This is a genomic window from Cyclobacteriaceae bacterium, assembly GCA_013141055.1.
Taxonomy (GTDB): domain Bacteria; phylum Bacteroidota; class Bacteroidia; order Cytophagales; family Cyclobacteriaceae; genus ELB16-189.
The window spans coordinates 2,572,626-2,588,486 of record JABFRS010000001.1 but is presented as its reverse complement, the minus strand read 5'-3'; the positions used below and the strand labels follow the sequence as shown (position 1 = coordinate 2,588,486).

The 15,861-nt window shown below is 40.8% G+C and carries 16 protein-coding genes; 7 read left to right on the top strand and 9 right to left on the bottom strand.

The window, feature by feature from the left end; genetic code table 11:
* Window positions 1-22: 22 nt before the first annotated feature.
* Window positions 23-1,963: a tetratricopeptide repeat protein gene (locus HOP08_11650; GenBank protein ID NOT75576.1), complete on the bottom strand. Its 1,941-nt coding sequence runs from the start codon at window positions 1,961-1,963 to the stop codon at window positions 23-25.
* 133 nt (window positions 1,964-2,096) lie between these two features.
* Between HOP08_11650 and HOP08_11645 the strand changes: the two genes are divergently transcribed.
* The 4 genes from HOP08_11645 (at window position 2,097) to ftsY (ending at window position 3,766) form a co-directional block, all read left to right on the top strand.
* Entirely contained in the window at window positions 2,097-2,336 is a 240-nt protein-coding gene (locus HOP08_11645; protein ID NOT75575.1) for a 50S ribosomal protein L28, read from the top strand.
* A 30-nt stretch (window positions 2,337-2,366) separates the two neighbouring features.
* The gene (gene rpmG, locus HOP08_11640; protein NOT75574.1) at window positions 2,367-2,549 is read left to right on the top strand and encodes a 50S ribosomal protein L33; all 183 of its coding nucleotides are present in this window, start codon (window positions 2,367-2,369) and stop codon (window positions 2,547-2,549) included.
* A gap of 2 nt (window positions 2,550-2,551) precedes the next feature.
* The gene (locus HOP08_11635) at window positions 2,552-2,710 is read left to right on the top strand and encodes a DUF4295 domain-containing protein (GenBank protein ID NOT75573.1); all 159 of its coding nucleotides are present in this window, start codon (window positions 2,552-2,554) and stop codon (window positions 2,708-2,710) included.
* Window positions 2,711-2,806: 96 nt separating this feature from the next.
* On the top strand, window positions 2,807-3,766 hold the full coding sequence (gene ftsY, locus HOP08_11630; GenBank protein ID NOT75572.1) for a signal recognition particle-docking protein FtsY: 960 nt from the start codon (window positions 2,807-2,809) through the stop codon (window positions 3,764-3,766).
* 11 nt (window positions 3,767-3,777) lie between these two features.
* Here the strand turns inward: ftsY and HOP08_11625 are convergent, their stop codons facing one another.
* Together HOP08_11625 and HOP08_11620 are read right to left on the bottom strand one after the other, a co-directional pair.
* The gene (locus HOP08_11625; GenBank protein NOT75571.1) at window positions 3,778-4,482 is read right to left on the bottom strand and encodes a hypothetical protein; all 705 of its coding nucleotides are present in this window, start codon (window positions 4,480-4,482) and stop codon (window positions 3,778-3,780) included.
* 4 nt (window positions 4,483-4,486) lie between these two features.
* Window positions 4,487-4,945 carry a hypothetical protein gene (locus HOP08_11620; GenBank protein NOT75570.1) on the bottom strand — a complete coding sequence of 153 codons (459 nt, stop codon included), beginning with the start codon at window positions 4,943-4,945 and terminating at the stop codon, window positions 4,487-4,489.
* Window positions 4,946-5,019: 74 nt separating this feature from the next.
* Between HOP08_11620 and rimO the strand changes: the two genes are divergently transcribed.
* From rimO to HOP08_11605, 3 genes are all read left to right on the top strand, one after another.
* Window positions 5,020-6,330, top strand: coding sequence for a 30S ribosomal protein S12 methylthiotransferase RimO (gene rimO / locus HOP08_11615; protein NOT75569.1), 1,311 nt, complete (start codon window positions 5,020-5,022; stop codon window positions 6,328-6,330).
* Window positions 6,331-6,397: 67 nt separating this feature from the next.
* A complete protein-coding gene (gene bshC / locus HOP08_11610; GenBank protein ID NOT75568.1) occupies window positions 6,398-7,966 on the top strand; it encodes a bacillithiol biosynthesis cysteine-adding enzyme BshC in 1,569 nt (522 codons plus the stop codon).
* A complete protein-coding gene (locus HOP08_11605; GenBank protein NOT75567.1) occupies window positions 7,959-8,528 on the top strand; it encodes a 5-formyltetrahydrofolate cyclo-ligase in 570 nt (189 codons plus the stop codon). Before bshC ends, HOP08_11605 begins: the two co-directional genes overlap by 8 nt.
* Before the next feature lie 7 nt (window positions 8,529-8,535).
* On the opposite strand, the gene mnmD is transcribed toward HOP08_11605, so the two are convergent.
* From mnmD to HOP08_11575, 6 genes are all read right to left on the bottom strand, one after another.
* A complete protein-coding gene (mnmD, locus tag HOP08_11600) occupies window positions 8,536-9,204 on the bottom strand; it encodes a tRNA (5-methylaminomethyl-2-thiouridine)(34)-methyltransferase MnmD (protein NOT75566.1) in 669 nt (222 codons plus the stop codon).
* 8 nt (window positions 9,205-9,212) lie between these two features.
* Complete coding sequence (locus HOP08_11595; protein ID NOT75565.1) at window positions 9,213-9,692, bottom strand: 2-C-methyl-D-erythritol 2,4-cyclodiphosphate synthase; 480 nt, start codon at window positions 9,690-9,692, stop codon at window positions 9,213-9,215.
* Window positions 9,693-9,694: 2 nt separating this feature from the next.
* Window positions 9,695-10,942, bottom strand: a complete 1,248-nt coding sequence (locus HOP08_11590) for an insulinase family protein (GenBank protein NOT75564.1) — start codon at window positions 10,940-10,942, stop codon at window positions 9,695-9,697.
* Window positions 10,943-10,951: 9 nt separating this feature from the next.
* Window positions 10,952-11,947, bottom strand: coding sequence for an adenosine kinase (locus HOP08_11585; GenBank protein NOT75563.1), 996 nt, complete (start codon window positions 11,945-11,947; stop codon window positions 10,952-10,954).
* A gap of 76 nt (window positions 11,948-12,023) precedes the next feature.
* A complete protein-coding gene (locus HOP08_11580; protein NOT75562.1) occupies window positions 12,024-12,938 on the bottom strand; it encodes a glycerophosphodiester phosphodiesterase in 915 nt (304 codons plus the stop codon).
* Window positions 12,939-13,035: 97 nt separating this feature from the next.
* Complete coding sequence (locus tag HOP08_11575; protein NOT75561.1) at window positions 13,036-15,843, bottom strand: TonB-dependent receptor; 2,808 nt, start codon at window positions 15,841-15,843, stop codon at window positions 13,036-13,038.
* Window positions 15,844-15,861: the final 18 nt, after the last annotated feature.

Genomic DNA, 15,861 nt, shown 5'->3' with positions numbered 1-15,861 from the left:
AGTCAAAAAAGGAGCTTAACTATCACAAGCTCACAGCTATCTGCTCTTCCGGGACAGTAATTATTACAGTAGTCCCCTCGCTTCCAGCGGTGGAATCTATTTCAATGGTGCCCTTAATGAGGCCAAGTCGGGAATTAATATTCTTCCAACCGTTACCCTGACTCGAAATCAATGTTGCCGGGTCAAATCCTTTTCCATTGTCTTCAATGATTGTGACCAGTTCGTCCTCATGCTGTACCAGTTGAAGAGATATCCGTGTCGCGCTGCTATACTTTAATATGTTATTGACCCACTCCTGGCAAATTCGGTAGAGTGCGATTTTTTGTTGCGCTGACATTTGAGGATTCACATCAAAGGCCTGAATAGAAACCTGAATTTTCCCAGTACGATTTATTCTGTTTGCAAATTCCGTCAATGCTTCCGTGAGTCCGCTATTCATTAATACCTGAGGCATCAGGTTGAATGCAATTTTTCTGATTTCAACATTCATTTCATTCAGAATATCTACGGCTTCCTCTACCTTGCTGGCGGGCACTGGCTCATTGGAAAGATTCAGTCGCAGTGCTGAGATCATTTGTCCCATGCCATCATGGAGGTCGGCTGCAAAACGACGACGCTCTTCTTCCTGAGAAGTAATGACAGCCTGAAGTTGAGCGTCTTTTAAAAGTGCTTTTGTGGATTCAAGCTCTGCTTGCTGCTTTAGTTTAACACGATTTCTCCACAAATAGCTGATGCCGAATAAAGCGATCAAAAGGACTGCCAGTAAGGCTGTGATAAATTGTGTTCTGAGAAGATGAAAATCTTTTAGTTCATTTTCCTGTGTGAGCAATTGTATTTCACTTTCCTTTTTTTCCGTTTCATAGCGAGTTTGCAATTCCGCAATCTGCTTTGATTTTTCCTGTTCAAATACAGAATCCTTTGCCGACACATATCGAAGATGCTCTTCATATGCTTCCTTATAATTTCCTTTTGCTTCATTCAGCTGTGAAAGTTCTTGCCGTGCCATAAGTATTTGTTCGCTGGCACCTATTTTTTGAGCAATCGCTAATCCTTTTTCAACATTAGCAAACCCTGACGCAATCATTCCGGTTCTCCGGTCAATACCAGCGAGCCTGATCAAGACATCAGCGATTTCTTTTTTATTTCCATATTCTTCATTGAGTTTCAGAGCTCTCTGCATATAATCTCTGGCATTGGATTGTTGCCCGATTTTATCGTAGGCAAGACCAGCATTGCATAATGTGCTGGGAAGAAACTGGCGAACATTCTGTTCTTCAAATTCGCGGGAAGCTCTCAATGAATAATAAAGAGCACTATCGTTCTGATCAAGAATCAGATAAACGGAACCCAGATTTGCATCGCAGGCAGCGATACCGAATTTATTATTGATACTAACATAGATAGCTCTGGCCTCGTGATAAAGGACGATCACTTTTTTAAATTCCTTTTGAGCTTTCAGTACAATCCCTATGTTGGTAATGACCATCGCCGTTTTGGAAGCATCTTTAAGTCGCTCAAAAATTCTTCTCGCCTCGAAATAATACTCAAGAGAAGTCTGATAGTCTCCTTTCTCATCATATATAATTCCAATATCATTAAGTGTTTTGGCAGTCCTGGAATCGTCTCCCAATTTTCTGCGAATGGCAAGTGCTTCCAGTTCGAAAGTGAGCGCTTCGCCATAGTTCCCCTGGGCTTCATGGGTAACTCCTACATATGTAAGAGCCTCCGCTTCAAGGTCTTTAAGTTTGGCTTCCTTGGCAAGAGAAAGGCCTTCCAAACCCAGCTGCCGGGCGGTATCTGCATTGATAAACCGGTATTGCCAGCAGAGATCCAGAATGACCCTGATTTTCTTTTCTCCGGTTACTGATGGCAGTAATTTTCGAAGGCTGTCAATGTCGGAATTTTGTCCAAAACAGGAGGTTGAGAAGAAAACTGCCAGAAAAATGGCGATGGGGTATTTCATAGTCAAAAATTAGCCCTGTAAAACCACATTCCAGAGGGTCGGCCTCATTATTTTCAGACGTTCTTGGATAATTGAGGTGATTTTCCCGATCTTTGCAATCCTTTTTAAGGAAAGGACTAAATATCAACGAGTTATGGCAAGGGTTTGCGAAATCACTGGAAAGCGTCCGCAAGTGGGAAACAAAGTTTCTCATGCGAATAACAAGACCAAGAGAAAGTTCTATCCCAACCTTCAGACAAAGAGGTTTTTCATTCCTGAGGAGAATAAGTGGATTACTTTGAAAGTTTCCACCAAGGCGATCAAGACGATCAACACAAAAGGCATCACTGCTGTGTTGAAAGAAGCGCGTGCTAATGGAATGTTGGCAAACTGATTTTTGGTAGACTATTTAAATTAGAAGACAATGGCAAAGAAAGGCAATCGCATTCAGGTAATTCTCGAGTGCACAGAACATAAGGCATCAGGACTTCCTGGTATGAGCCGTCACATCACAACAAAGAATCGTAAGAACACTACGGAGCGTATTGAATTGAAGAAATACAATCCTGTGATGAAGAAGTATACCGTTCACAAAGAAATTAAATAACCATGGCAAAGAAAGTTGTTGCATCCTTAAAGAAAGCCGACGGAAAGAACTTCGCGAAAGTGATCCGCGCCATCAAGTCTGAAAAGACCGGAGCTTATACCTTCAGAGAAGAAATTGTACCAGCAGAACTGGTAAAAGAAACTCTCGCTAAGAAGGGTTAATTTTCCTCAAAGAATTTATTAAAGTCCCAATCGGGACTTTTTTTTTCTCCACACTGAGACTTTCTCAGTGAATCAAACCAGGCACCCCATTCAGCTATGTCATTATTCGGCAATCTGTTTTCCAAAGAAAAAAAGGATTCTCTTGATAAAGGACTTGAAAAATCCAACGAAAACTTTTTCGGCAAGCTGAGCAAGGCATTGGTTGGAAAATCAACCGTGGATGATGATGTGCTGGATAATCTGGAAGAGGTGCTGGTCGGTTCGGATGTAGGTATCGAGACCACTCTCAAGATCATTGAGAGAATCCAACAACGTGTAGCACGCGACAAATACATTGGCACCAGTGAGCTGGATCGTATTTTAAAAGAAGAAGTAGCGGCTCTTCTGTCAGAAAATAAAACTCTGGAGGTCATTGATTTTGAAACCCCTGCGGGCGTTAAGCCTTACGTTCTTATGGTGGTGGGCGTCAATGGTGTTGGTAAAACAACCACTATCGGAAAGCTTGCTGCGCAATTCAAAAAGAATGGTAAAAAAGTAGTGCTTGGTGCTGCTGATACTTTCCGTGCCGCTGCCGTCGACCAGTTAAAGCTCTGGGGAGAACGCGTTGGAGTTCCTGTCATTGCAAAGGGGATGAACACGGATCCGTCAGCGGTGGCGTTTGAAGCTGTTCAAGAGGGTGTTAAGCAAGACGCTGATGTAATTATCATTGATACTGCAGGAAGACTTCACACGAAAGTGAATCTGATGGCAGAATTATCCAAGATCATGCGTGCCGCACAAAAGGTTCTTCCAAATGCACCGCATGATGTTTTATTAGTTCTGGATGGAAGCACAGGCCAGAATGCAATGGTTCAGGCGCGTGAGTTTACAAAAGCAACATCTGTTACCTGCCTCGCGATCACAAAACTTGATGGCACTGCAAAGGGCGGTGTGGTAATTGGAATTTCAGATGAGTTTAAAATTCCCGTGAAATATATCGGGGTTGGAGAAAAAGTTGAGGATCTTCAGGTATTCAACAAAATCGAATTTGTTGACTCACTATTTGGGAAGAACTAGCCTTTAATTTGTTATTTCGCGACAACAGGCTTCTTCTGTTTTGCAAAGGGAATTCTGTAAAAGATCTGGTAGTTAAATCCCCATGCAACATCTTCACCATTCAATCCATAACCGGGGATGTCAAATGCTTTTAGCTGAAGATCTCCACTGGTATTAACTGCAAATTTCATTCTGCAGGTAAATCCCATCCAAAACTCTTTCAACACTTTAACTCTTAATCCTGTCGTAAGCTCACCCCAGCTCGCCTTAACGGAAGGGTTTTCCAAATTAGTTGCCGATGATCCGAAATTTGTACTGGTCACAATTACATAGGCAGACTCTCTGAAAGAAGATTGTCCATAGCGCAAACCAAAAAAGAACATGTTACGATCCGGATCTTTTTTAAGAAGATTAATATCTGCACCTACTCTCCAATAGGTTCCATTATTTTGGTAAACGCCAAGGTGCCCGGAATCAAGTTTACTGTAACGGGACCACTGACCGATGTCCAGCGTGAAATATATTTTTCCAAAATCAACATCTCCATTGACCTCCCATCCAGAAAATGATTTACTCAATGGAGTTCTTATGAGACTGAGGATATCCGTTCCGATCCGAACAGAACGAGGGTAAAATTTCTCTTTAAGGCTATCAGGTTTCTTAGGCTTCTCACGAACAACCGTATCCTGCTCCTCTGCCACTTGTGCAAAGGCGCTGGAGATAAGAAGAAAAAACAAAATGCTATAGCTTAATTTCAACATTGACTGTTTCTCCTGTTGATAGTTGACTGTTGAGAAGCTTGCTTTCCATTGATGAATCCACCACTGTCAGATCTGAACAGAATAGATATGGTCCACAATCCGTGCTTATTATTATGTACTGTGCTTTATAGCCAAGAATGATGCTAACATTTTGTGTTTGAGCCACAGAATTTACAATCTTATCATAGGTAAGATTGTAAGTTGTCTGACTCGTAAAAGGGTCAACCGGCAATCGCAATGTTCCTATCGAATCAGTTGTATGGAATGTGTCAGTAGTTCCTGAAACAGTAATGGACGAAAAAATGAATTTTGTGTACTTATTGGTCTCTGCACTTCTGATCTTCAATTGAACAGAGTTATTCTTGGTGGACACGCAATCCGGCTCTGAAAGGCACCCGGAAAGCAACAGAACCATAAAACAGGGCAATAAAAATCTCACGAATGGGAATTAATTTTCAAATATAGAGGTTCACTGCTCAAACCACTTAATTTTGTATCCTCAAATATCATACCGTGCGGGCAAAGGGAAATAAAAAGACAAAAGTTAACATCGTGACACTGGGGTGCTCAAAAAACCTGGTGGATTCTGAAGTGATTTTGACTCAGTTGAGAGGAAATAATATTGATGCTGTTCACGAGTCAAAAAAGGACGACGCAAGCATTGTGGTGATCAATACTTGTGGATTCATAGACAATGCCAAGCAGGAATCAATTGATACCATTCTCCGCTATGTGGACGCCAAGGAAGAGGGACTCGTTGAAAAGGTGTATGTCACTGGATGTCTTTCCCAACGATACAAAGATGATCTTGAAAAGGAAATTCCTTTAGTCGATGCCTGGTATGGCACCCGGGATCTTTCCAGGTTATTAAAAACCCTGAATGCAAATTACAAGCATGAGCTGGTGGGTGAGCGCATTCTCACCAATCCAAATCATTACGCTTACTTAAAAATATCAGAAGGTTGCGATCGGCCCTGTTCTTTTTGCGCCATACCATTAATGCGTGGTGGCCATATCTCCAGACCAATCGAAGAGCTCGTTCTTGAAGCAAGGAATCTTGCAAAGAACGGTGTGAAAGAATTATTATTAATCGCTCAGGATTCTACCTATTATGGACTTGATCTTTATAAAAAAAGAAGTCTTGCGGATTTACTGAAAAGACTTTCTGATGTAGAGGGGATCGAATGGATACGATTGCACTATGCATTCCCGGCAGGTTTTCCGATGGATGCATTGGATGTGATGGCAGAACGGAGCAACATTTGCAACTATATCGACATTCCCTTACAACATGGATCGACAGAAATGTTGAAGATCATGCGTCGGGGAATTACTCGTGAAAAAACTCAGCAATTGATTGAGACTATTCGTGAGAAGGTTCCGGGGATTGCGATTCGGACGACGTTGATTGCAGGTCATCCGGGAGAAACAGAAGATCACTTTCAGGAGATGATGTCGTTTGTTGAGCGATCACGTTTTGACAGATTAGGTGTTTTTTCCTATTCGCATGAAGAAAATACTCATTCTCATTCAATGCCTGATTCAATCCCTGCAGAGATTAAGCAAGAGCGGGTGGATGCGATCATGGATTTACAACAGGGCATTTCTCTTGAATTAAATCGCGATAAAATCAATAAGATCTACAAAGTGCTTGTTGACCGAAAAGAAGGAGGAAATTTTATAGGAAGGACCGAATTTGATTCACCGGAAGTAGATAACGAGGTAATCATTAAATCGAAGAACTACCTTCGCATGGGCGATTTTTTTCAGGTAAAGATCACAGATGCTTCTGAATTTGATCTGACTGGGGAGGCCATAAGCTAATCCCTAAACCTTATAGTAAAATTGCCGTTATTCGATCTATGTTTTTAACCTATTCCTGCTGTTGATTATGCTGCTTCAGAAAGTTCCGTTACGGAGTACACGCTCTTTTTCCGATTTTTTTCTGAAGTACATCGAACAGGATGCTGCATTAAAGCCCTACTATTCTCAGTTTCCGGAAGTTAAAAATTTCAAGGAGCAGATCAAGGAGAAAACTCCCTTTCCATCTTCTTCCAGAAACTCATTGGTTGAGACTCTTAATAAACAATATTCAAAGATCACCAATCCCTCCGACGCGGTTAAGAAAAACATTCAATCTTTAGCAGACAAAAATACTTTCACTGTAGTCACCGGACATCAGCTAAATATTTTTACCGGACCGTTGTATTTCATTTACAAAATTGTCACTGTCATTAATGCCTGCAAAAAATTAAAGGCGACTTATCCTGAATCTAATTTTGTTCCGGTATACTGGATGGCTTCAGAGGATCATGATTATGAAGAGATAAAGTATTTTCGACTATACGGAAAAAAGTACACCTGGGAAACTGATCAAAAGGGTGCGGTTGGGCATTTTAACACCAAGGAATTAAAGAAGCTATTGCAAGAGCTTCCCGGTGATGTCTCCATTTTTAAGGAAGCCTACGAAAAAAATGAACTATTAAGTGATGCCGTACGACATTACGTTAACAAACTATTTGGAAATGAGGGATTGATTGTCATTGATGCTGATGATCGTTCATTGAAAAATATTTTAAAACCCGTCATCAGGGAAGATCTGATGGAACATACTCCATTCAATCTTGTTTCAAAGACGAGCGAAAAGCTTCAGGCTGCCGGGTTTCATACACAAGTAAATCCTCGGGAGATCAATTTCTTTTATAATGATAAGGGATTAAGAAGTCGCCTGGAGAAAAAAGATAATGACTTCATTGTAGTGGATACTGATCTGAAATTTTCAAAAGCTGAGATCGATAAGATGATTGAGGAAACTCCCGAAAAATTCAGTCCTAATGTAATCCTCAGGCCACTTTATCAGGAGATGATACTTCCAAATCTGGCATATGTTGGGGGACCTTCCGAATTAGTCTACTGGCTGCAACTAAAAGATGTATTCAAGCATTTCAATGTTCCATTTCCAGCATTGATGCCAAGAAATTTTGCGATGATCGTGGATCATTCAACCGGTCGCAAACTTGCAAAAACAGGACTTGAAATTCAGGACTTCTTTGAAGAGAAAAACTATCTCTACAATCATTGGGTGACTAAAAATTCATCCCACAATCTTTCCCTCGGGAAGGAAATGAAAACCCTGGAAGCACTATTGGAGGATATCTACAAAAGAAGTATTGGCATTGATCCTACCCTTGGTCAAATGACAAAAGCTGAAAGCAAACGCATCCAGAACGGACTTGAGAGGGTTGAGAAAAAAATGCTTCGCGCAGAAAAGCGGCTGCAGTCAGACAAGCTACGTCAATTGGATTCCGTCAAGGATTCTCTTTTCCCCAACGGAAGTCTTCAGGAACGCAGTGATAACTTTTTAAATTTCTATCAGCAGGATCCTTCTTTTATAGAAAAAATGCTTAAGAATTTCGACCCTTTCGATTACCAATTCAATGTTCTGACCTATCATGAATAAAAGGGAGCTTCGGATAGAGTACACTGCCAGGAGAAAAAACCTATCCACTGCTCTATGCTCTCAATACAATCTTCAAATTTATAATCACTTCTTCTCAAACATTGATCTTTCCTTTATAAAGGTTCTCCATACTTATCTTCCGATAGAAAAAAATCATGAGCCGGACACCTGGCAGATACTGGATAGAATTAAAAGGGAGTTTCCTCAGATCAGAATTTCTGTTCCCAGAACCGCTGCTGATGAAACTCTTGAAAATATTTACTTTGAAGGATTGCATCAACTGAAACCAAATGCATGGGGCATTTCAGAGCCTGCTCAGGGAGTTCCTACACCTGCAGATAAAATCGATTTGGTGTTGATCCCCCTACTAACTTTCGATAAGCTGGGTCACCGCGTAGGATATGGGAAAGGCTATTATGATCGTTTCCTTAAAGATTGTGGAAAAAATTGTCAGAAAATCGGCCTATCCTTTTTTGAGGCAGTAGACCGTATCGATGATGTAAACGAATTCGACATAAGGATGAATGCCTGCATCACTCCATCCGGATTTATAGTTTTTTGATAATTGATCAATTCCTGGTTGCCCGTATCATTTGCAATTTCCCGGGTGGGCCAGGCAATGTTTCGACTTCCAACCCTAAAGATTTCAGATCACGTTTCACTTGACCTTTTGCACAATAGGTCACAAAAATCCCTTTTTTATCAAGCACATTAATAATCTTCGTCAAAACGGGGAGTGTCCACATATCAGGCTGCTTTGAAGGACCAAACGCATCATAATAAATGATATCAAACTTTTCAGACGGATTAATCTCTTCGGTAAGAATATCACCCTTATGTTTTCCAAGAATGAATTGAGAAGAAATAGCAACAGACTTTTCCCAGAATGCTGAATGGATCAGTGAAAATAATTCAGGAGATCCAAGCTCCTGACCATAGTTTAGTTGATTCGTTAGCGATGAATCCAGTGGATAGGCCTCCCATGAATTGTAATGTATCGCTTGAGCTTTTGAATAAAGGATTGTTAGTAACGCATTTAATCCAGTACCGAACCCAATTTCAAGAATTCTAAGATTTGCGGTTTTATTCTTGTCAAGCCAATGTTCAAGTCCGGCACGAATGAACACATGTTTTGACTCCTGAATGGCTCCATGAATAGAATGATATGTTTCGTTCAGGTCGGAATTAAAAAGGGAATGAGAACCATCTTCTGTGACGATGATATTAATTCCACTCATGAGACAGGTCAGATTTTTGATATCAGTGCAACTGCAGACGCATTAACACCTTCCTGTCTTCCAACATAACCCAGCTTTTCGTTAGTGGTAGCTTTAATAGAAACCTCTTCTTCAGTGACGCTCATTAAAGAAGCAAGTACCTTTCTCATGTCAGGTATATGCGGCTTAATTTTAGGTTCTTCAAGAGTAAGGGTGCAATCAACGTTCTCGATCTTCCAGCCTTTCTCATGAAGCATTCGGGTTACCTCTTTCAGAAAAAATTTGCTGTCCATGTTTTTCCATTTCTGATCAAGGTCAGAGAAATGAGTTCCGATGTCTCCAAGATTTGCAGCTCCAAGTAATGCATCACAGATTGCATGAATCAGGACATCTGCATCAGAATGACCCACTGCACCTTTACTAGCAGGTATTTTTATTCCACCTAACCAAAAATCATGGCCCTCTTTCAAAGGATGAACATCAAATCCAAGGCCTACCCTTATTTTCATTTTCAGTTTTTTGACATGGTTGATTTATAATACATCACACTTGCATTCTCTTCCTTGAAAATTTCTTTTGCGACTCTTTTAATATCCTCCAATGTTACGGACTGAATATTCTCCGCTTCCTTATTAACCAGGTTTGGATCACCAGAAAGCGCAGCGAAGGCGAGATTCATAGCACGATTCATTACTTCTATTTCATCAAAGGCAAGAATTGATTCAGCCTGATTCTTCACTTTCATCAATTCTTCCGGAGTAACACCGTGCATCAAAACTTCCTGAATAAGAGCGTCCACTTCTGCTTCTCCTTTTTCAAGACTAATACCCTTGTTCATTCTCCCACTCACTACCAATAATCCCGGATCAATAGATCCCATTCCATTTATTGAAATCGAATTGAATATCTCCTTTTCTTTAACAAGCTTTTGAAACATTCTACTGGATTGACCATGTCCAAGAATATCTCCTAAAAGATCAATGGCATAATAGTCAGGATGAAACCGACCGGGCATGTGATAGGTTTTATACAACGCATCTGCCGGAACATTTGCTTCAATAATTGCTGATCTCTTTTCTTTCTGAACAGGTTCGGCTGCAAGCTTTCTTCCTGATCTTTCAGGGGAGGGTATCGGTCCAAACCATTTTTCAGACAATGTTTTCACCTGATCAACTGTGACCTTTCCTGCCACCACAAGAATCGCATTTGAAGGTAGATAATGCTGATAGAAAAACTCTCTTACGTCTTCCATTGTAGCTTTCTCTATGTGAGAAATTTCTTTCCCAATAGTGGCCCATTGATATGGATGAACTTTATACGCCAAGGGACGAAGCTTGAGCCACACATCTCCATATGGTTGTGTTAAGTATCGCTGCTTGAATTCTTCAATAACTACACCGCGCTGAGCTTCGAGCACGACAGGATCAAACGATAAGCTAAGCATGCGATCACTCTCCAACCAAAAGCCCGTTTCCAGATTTGCAGCAGGCACTGTCAGATAATAATTAGTGATGTCGGTGCTGGTAAATGCATTGTTCTCTCCTCCTACCAATTGCAGTGGTGCATCATAGTTTGGAATGTTCTTTGAGCCGCCAAACATCAGGTGCTCGAATAAATGAGCGAACCCGGTTTTATCAGGATTTTCATCACGTGAACCCACGTCATAAAGAATATTCATCACAGCAATATCCACCTGATGATCTTCATGCACCAATACGCGCAGACCGTTATCAAGTGTGAAAGAAGAAAAAGAGATCATACCGAGTAATTAAGCCGTTAGATCCGCTAACACTTTTTTGGCTTGCTGAAGTTCCAGACGAGGACCCCATTGGCTGACGATCCTTGAAGACGCCAGAGAGGCAAGCTTTCCTGCCTCTGCGTAACTATGTTTGTGAGTAATGCCATACATAAATGCTCCAGCGAACATGTCTCCTGCACCATTTGTGTCAATGGCTTTTACTTTATATGGTTCAATTTGAATAAAAGTATCTCCATCATAGATCATTGCACCATTAGCGCCCAACGTAATAACAAATCTTTTTGCTACCTGCTTAAGTTTTTCACGAGCTTCGTTGGTAGAATTGGTTCCAGTAAAGATCATCGCCTCTTCTTCATTACAGAATAAAAGATCTACGCTTGCTCCAACAATCTCATTCATTTGAGTTGAAAAGTATTTCACCATGCTGGCATCCGAAAATGTGAGTGCTACTTCAACTTTATTTTGCTCAGCCACTTTCTTGGTGTGTTTCATAGCATCCAGCGCACTGGGACTTGTCACCAGATATCCCTCAAGATAAACGTATGAAGAGCTTTTGATCGCCGATTCATCAAGTTGTTTAACTGAAAAATTCGAGCTTACTCCCAAAAATGTATTCATGGTGCGTTGTGCATCCGGAGAAGTCATTACAAGGCAACGACCCGAGTGACCCTGAGCACAATCGCTATGCTTAAGATTAGTATCAACTCCATTTAGCTTTAAATCATCCAGGAAAATTTTTCCAATTTCATCCTGAGCGACTAGGCAGGAGTAAAAGCTTTTGCCTCCAAACTGATTCACAGCTACTACCGTATTACCAGCTGATCCACCGCCTGATAGTTTACTCTTTTTCATGTCGATGACTTTCATAAGTTCCTGCTGACGCTTTTCATCAACAAGTGTCATAACACCTTTTTCGACAGAATTTTTGGTAAAGAAATCATGCTCTACTTCAGTCACGATATCCACAATGGCGTTGCCGATGCCATAAACATCATATTTCATTATTAACGGGGTTTATAAGGCGCAAAAATAAGCTTAAAACCATAAGGGTAAAGAAGAAACCTGGCAGAAGTAATTTATCCTATTTGACAGGTTTGGGCTTAAGGCCAAGAGTCATCTTGATCTTTCGTGCACGATCAGGATAGTCAGTGATAAAGCCATCAACATTCATTCCTTTCAGAGAGATCATTTCCGCTGGATCATTCACAGTCCATGGAATGACACGCATCTTCATTTCGTGACAATGCTTTACTTCATCCTTTGTCAGTAATTTATAATCGGGGCTATAGATTGAAGGTGTGAACCCAAGGCTTTGGATATTCTCATCAATGCTCTTCAAATTCTCCACCAAAGCTGCCAACCTGATTTCCGGATACTTTTTGTGCCAGTATTTTAACACACGAAAGTCAAATGACTGTATGACGACTCTCTCCATTGGAAGATACTGATCAAGAAGAGCGTAAACCATTTCTGAAAATTCCTCAGGCTTTGGATGAAATTTTTCATCTCCATCAGGAAGACTTTTTATTTCAATATTGTAATCCACTTCATACTTTGTATAATTCTTAACATGATTTTCCACTGCAAGGATAACATCTCTTAATAAGGGCTTGCCGGTAATCATCTTCTCCTGTTCAGGAAATCTCGCATTGCCTTTCGACCCACAGTCCCATTGCTTCACTTCATCATAAGTCATTTGAAAAATGTTGAACTTCATCTCGTTCTTTGAAGTGATTTCTTTTCCAGCACATTGGCAGATTGCGGCAGACATCCATGGTTCGTGAGAAACTACGATTTGCTTATCCTTTGTAATCGCGACATCCATTTCAATAGTAGTAACACCTGAATCCAATGCCGTTATAAAAGCAGGAATTGAATTTTCTGGTTTCAAACCCCGTGAACCACGATGACCCTGAACATCAAATTTTGGAATGTACACCTGACCAATAGCTGATTGCATAGTCAACAGGATAAAGAATAAGAATAAATAGCGCATTCTCAAAGATAAAATAAATCAGGCATTGCCTGTAGAACAAAAAAACCCGAAGCAATTACTGGTTGCTTCGGGTTAACCTAAACATTATTACTACTAACTACGGTCTGAATATCATTCTTTGTCCGCCGCCTGGTCTTCCTGCGCCCATCGGATTAAGCTGTTTATTCAAGGCGTACGTAAAGCTCACCATGAAGTATCTTCCCAGATTATTTGTCACTTGCTGTTGCAGATAATTGGTTGTGGCGGATTGTGCTACACTCAGGCTCTGATCCAGAATATTGTTCACACTGAATTTCAACTCTCCAACATTATTCTTCAACATGAATCTTGAGATCGACATGTTCCAGTATGGAATTGTCTGATTGTAATCCGTTGTCTGACTCGTATACACGAGGTAGTCAAAGCTTGTGTTGAACTGATAGTTCTTTTTGATGGTAACGTTGGTTTCAGCAGTGTATGTTTTATTAAAATACGTTTGGTTATTTGCCTTATTGAATTCATATGTGGTTTCCTGATGGCTTAGGTTAGCACTCAGATCCAATGTGAAAAATTCTTTATACGTAAAGTTATATCCGGCTCTTCCACCTAATGATTGCTGCCATGTGTAACTCAATTGATCGTTCAATGAATTGATACCACGGGTATAGCTTGCATTTGGTCCGATGTTGAAGCGACTAAGTAATTTCTTTACAGGCATTCCAAAATTGAAGTTACCAGTAAGGTTCAGGTTATCGCTTACGTTAATTGGTTTTGTAACACGAACCAGGTTAGCATTAACTGATTGAGAACTGATGATCGGATTGGTAGTATAGCTTGCCGTGAAGAGAGCAAAAAGATTAATGAACTTCCCTGGATCAAAAGTTGTAAAGTTAGTAACCACACGGTGCTGATAACCCGGACGCAATTCCGGATTACCGGTAGAAATATTTAACGGATCCGTGTTGTCAATAACAGGCTGAAGTTGTTGAATGCTTGGCTCCTGCATCGATGTTTCATAATCAATGCGCAAGTGTTTCACCGTTGAGAAATCGTAATTGAAGTGAACTACTGGCAGAATGTTTTCAAATGAACGATCAATTTTTGCTCCTTTTGAAATCAAATCTCCTTGCAGGTGAGTATTCTGATAGCTTGCCCCTACAGAAAAATTATACTTCTGACGATTTACGCGGATGTTCAATCCGGGTCTGCTATAGAGATACGTACTGTTATATTTGTTGGTCAACTGCGTGTTCAACGTTGCCTGACCATTCTTTTCATCAAACACTTCGCGATTCACCTGATTGAGGTTTGTGCGGATTGCATAGGTTGCCTCCAGGTATTTTCTTCCGCCCAATGGTTCGATATAAGATAATGTCGTTCCAATTGATTGATTTTGTGTGGACTGAGTATTAGTCTGAACAATTTCCTGCGTACCCGGATTTGTATTGAAGTACTGATTTGTCGACTGAAGATTTCCATTGCTGTTGGTTTGCGTTAATCCAAAAGCAAGTGTGTTAGAAAATGATCTTCCCTTCTTCGCAAACTTATGGCGATAGAGAAGCGATGAATTCAGGTTAAAGCTGGTTTGCTCATTATAATTATAGCGTTGACTTTCATTCTGAAGAGAATTGTCAGTCAATGTAGTTCGCCCAAGGGTATTTGAATTCATCTCTGATTGTGAGTATGAAACAGTATTGGTCGACTTGATTGAATTTGCCGAATCAATGCTATGATCAATATTAAGTGTTCCACGATGACTATCGCTTGCTGTCCTTTGAATGGAATTCTCATCATAGAAATAACTGCTGTCATTTGGCAAATAGTTAATACGGTGAGTATTCTTGGTGATGTTCTGATCCAGTCTGTTATAGAAATAGCTTGATGTCAATTTTGTGTCCTTATCAAGATCGCGATTGAAGTTTACTCCACCTGCATAGTTTGTCATGATTCCATTCTGACGACCGGTATTAAGTTGAGCACCACCACCGCCTCCACCACCACCACCGCCGATCTGAAGATTGAATCCACCGCCACCGCCTGCCAGGGCTTGCGATCCACCACTGAAGTTCATGAAGTCATCAATCGAAAAACCCTGTTCGTTCACATTGTTTCCCATTCCGAGGAATGAAAGCTGCTGACCTTTTCCGAAACGATTGATGCTTGCGCTTGCGCGAAAACGATCATCCGTTCCAGCGCCAGCCATGATCTTACCAAAAGCTCCGTTTCTCTTTTCTTCTTTCAATTCCAGGTTAATTGTCTTTTCGCGTGATCCATCTTCAATGCCAGTAAAGGCTGACTGATCTGATTTCTTATCAAATACCTGAACTTTTTCAATTGCATCTGCAGGAAGATTACGTGTTGCAAGTTTGGGATCACGACCAAAAAATTCGCGACCATCCACCATGACACGCTGCACATCCTCACCCTGAGCTTTAACCGTTCCATCGGTAGCGACTTCCATTCCCGGAAGTTTTTTCAGAAGATCTTCGACCGTTGCATTCGCTTTTGTTTTAAACGAGCCAGCGTTAAACTCAATTGTATCTCTCTTTACTGTAACAGGAGCTTTTTCGCCCATGATCACAATACCTTCAAGCTCTTTGCTGTAAGGCTCCATTTTTATTCGGCCTACATCCAGGACAGATGTGGATGACAACGTTGAGATTGGTTTAAGGAATGGCGCCAGTCCTACGAAAGTAATTTTAAGAAAATAATTATTCTTGGCAACATTCTTCAACTCAAAAACACCACGCACGTCGCTTACTCCAAAATTTACCAGTGAGGAGTCAGTTGCATTTAACAACATGACGGTCGCTGACGGAATTGGATTTGAAAGCGTATCAAGAACCTGACCAGTAATGTTTACCTTCTGCGCCATGGCAAAAGAAGACAGTCCTGCCAAAAATAAAATCAGTAAAATCTTTTTCATCGGGGAGAAATTATTCTA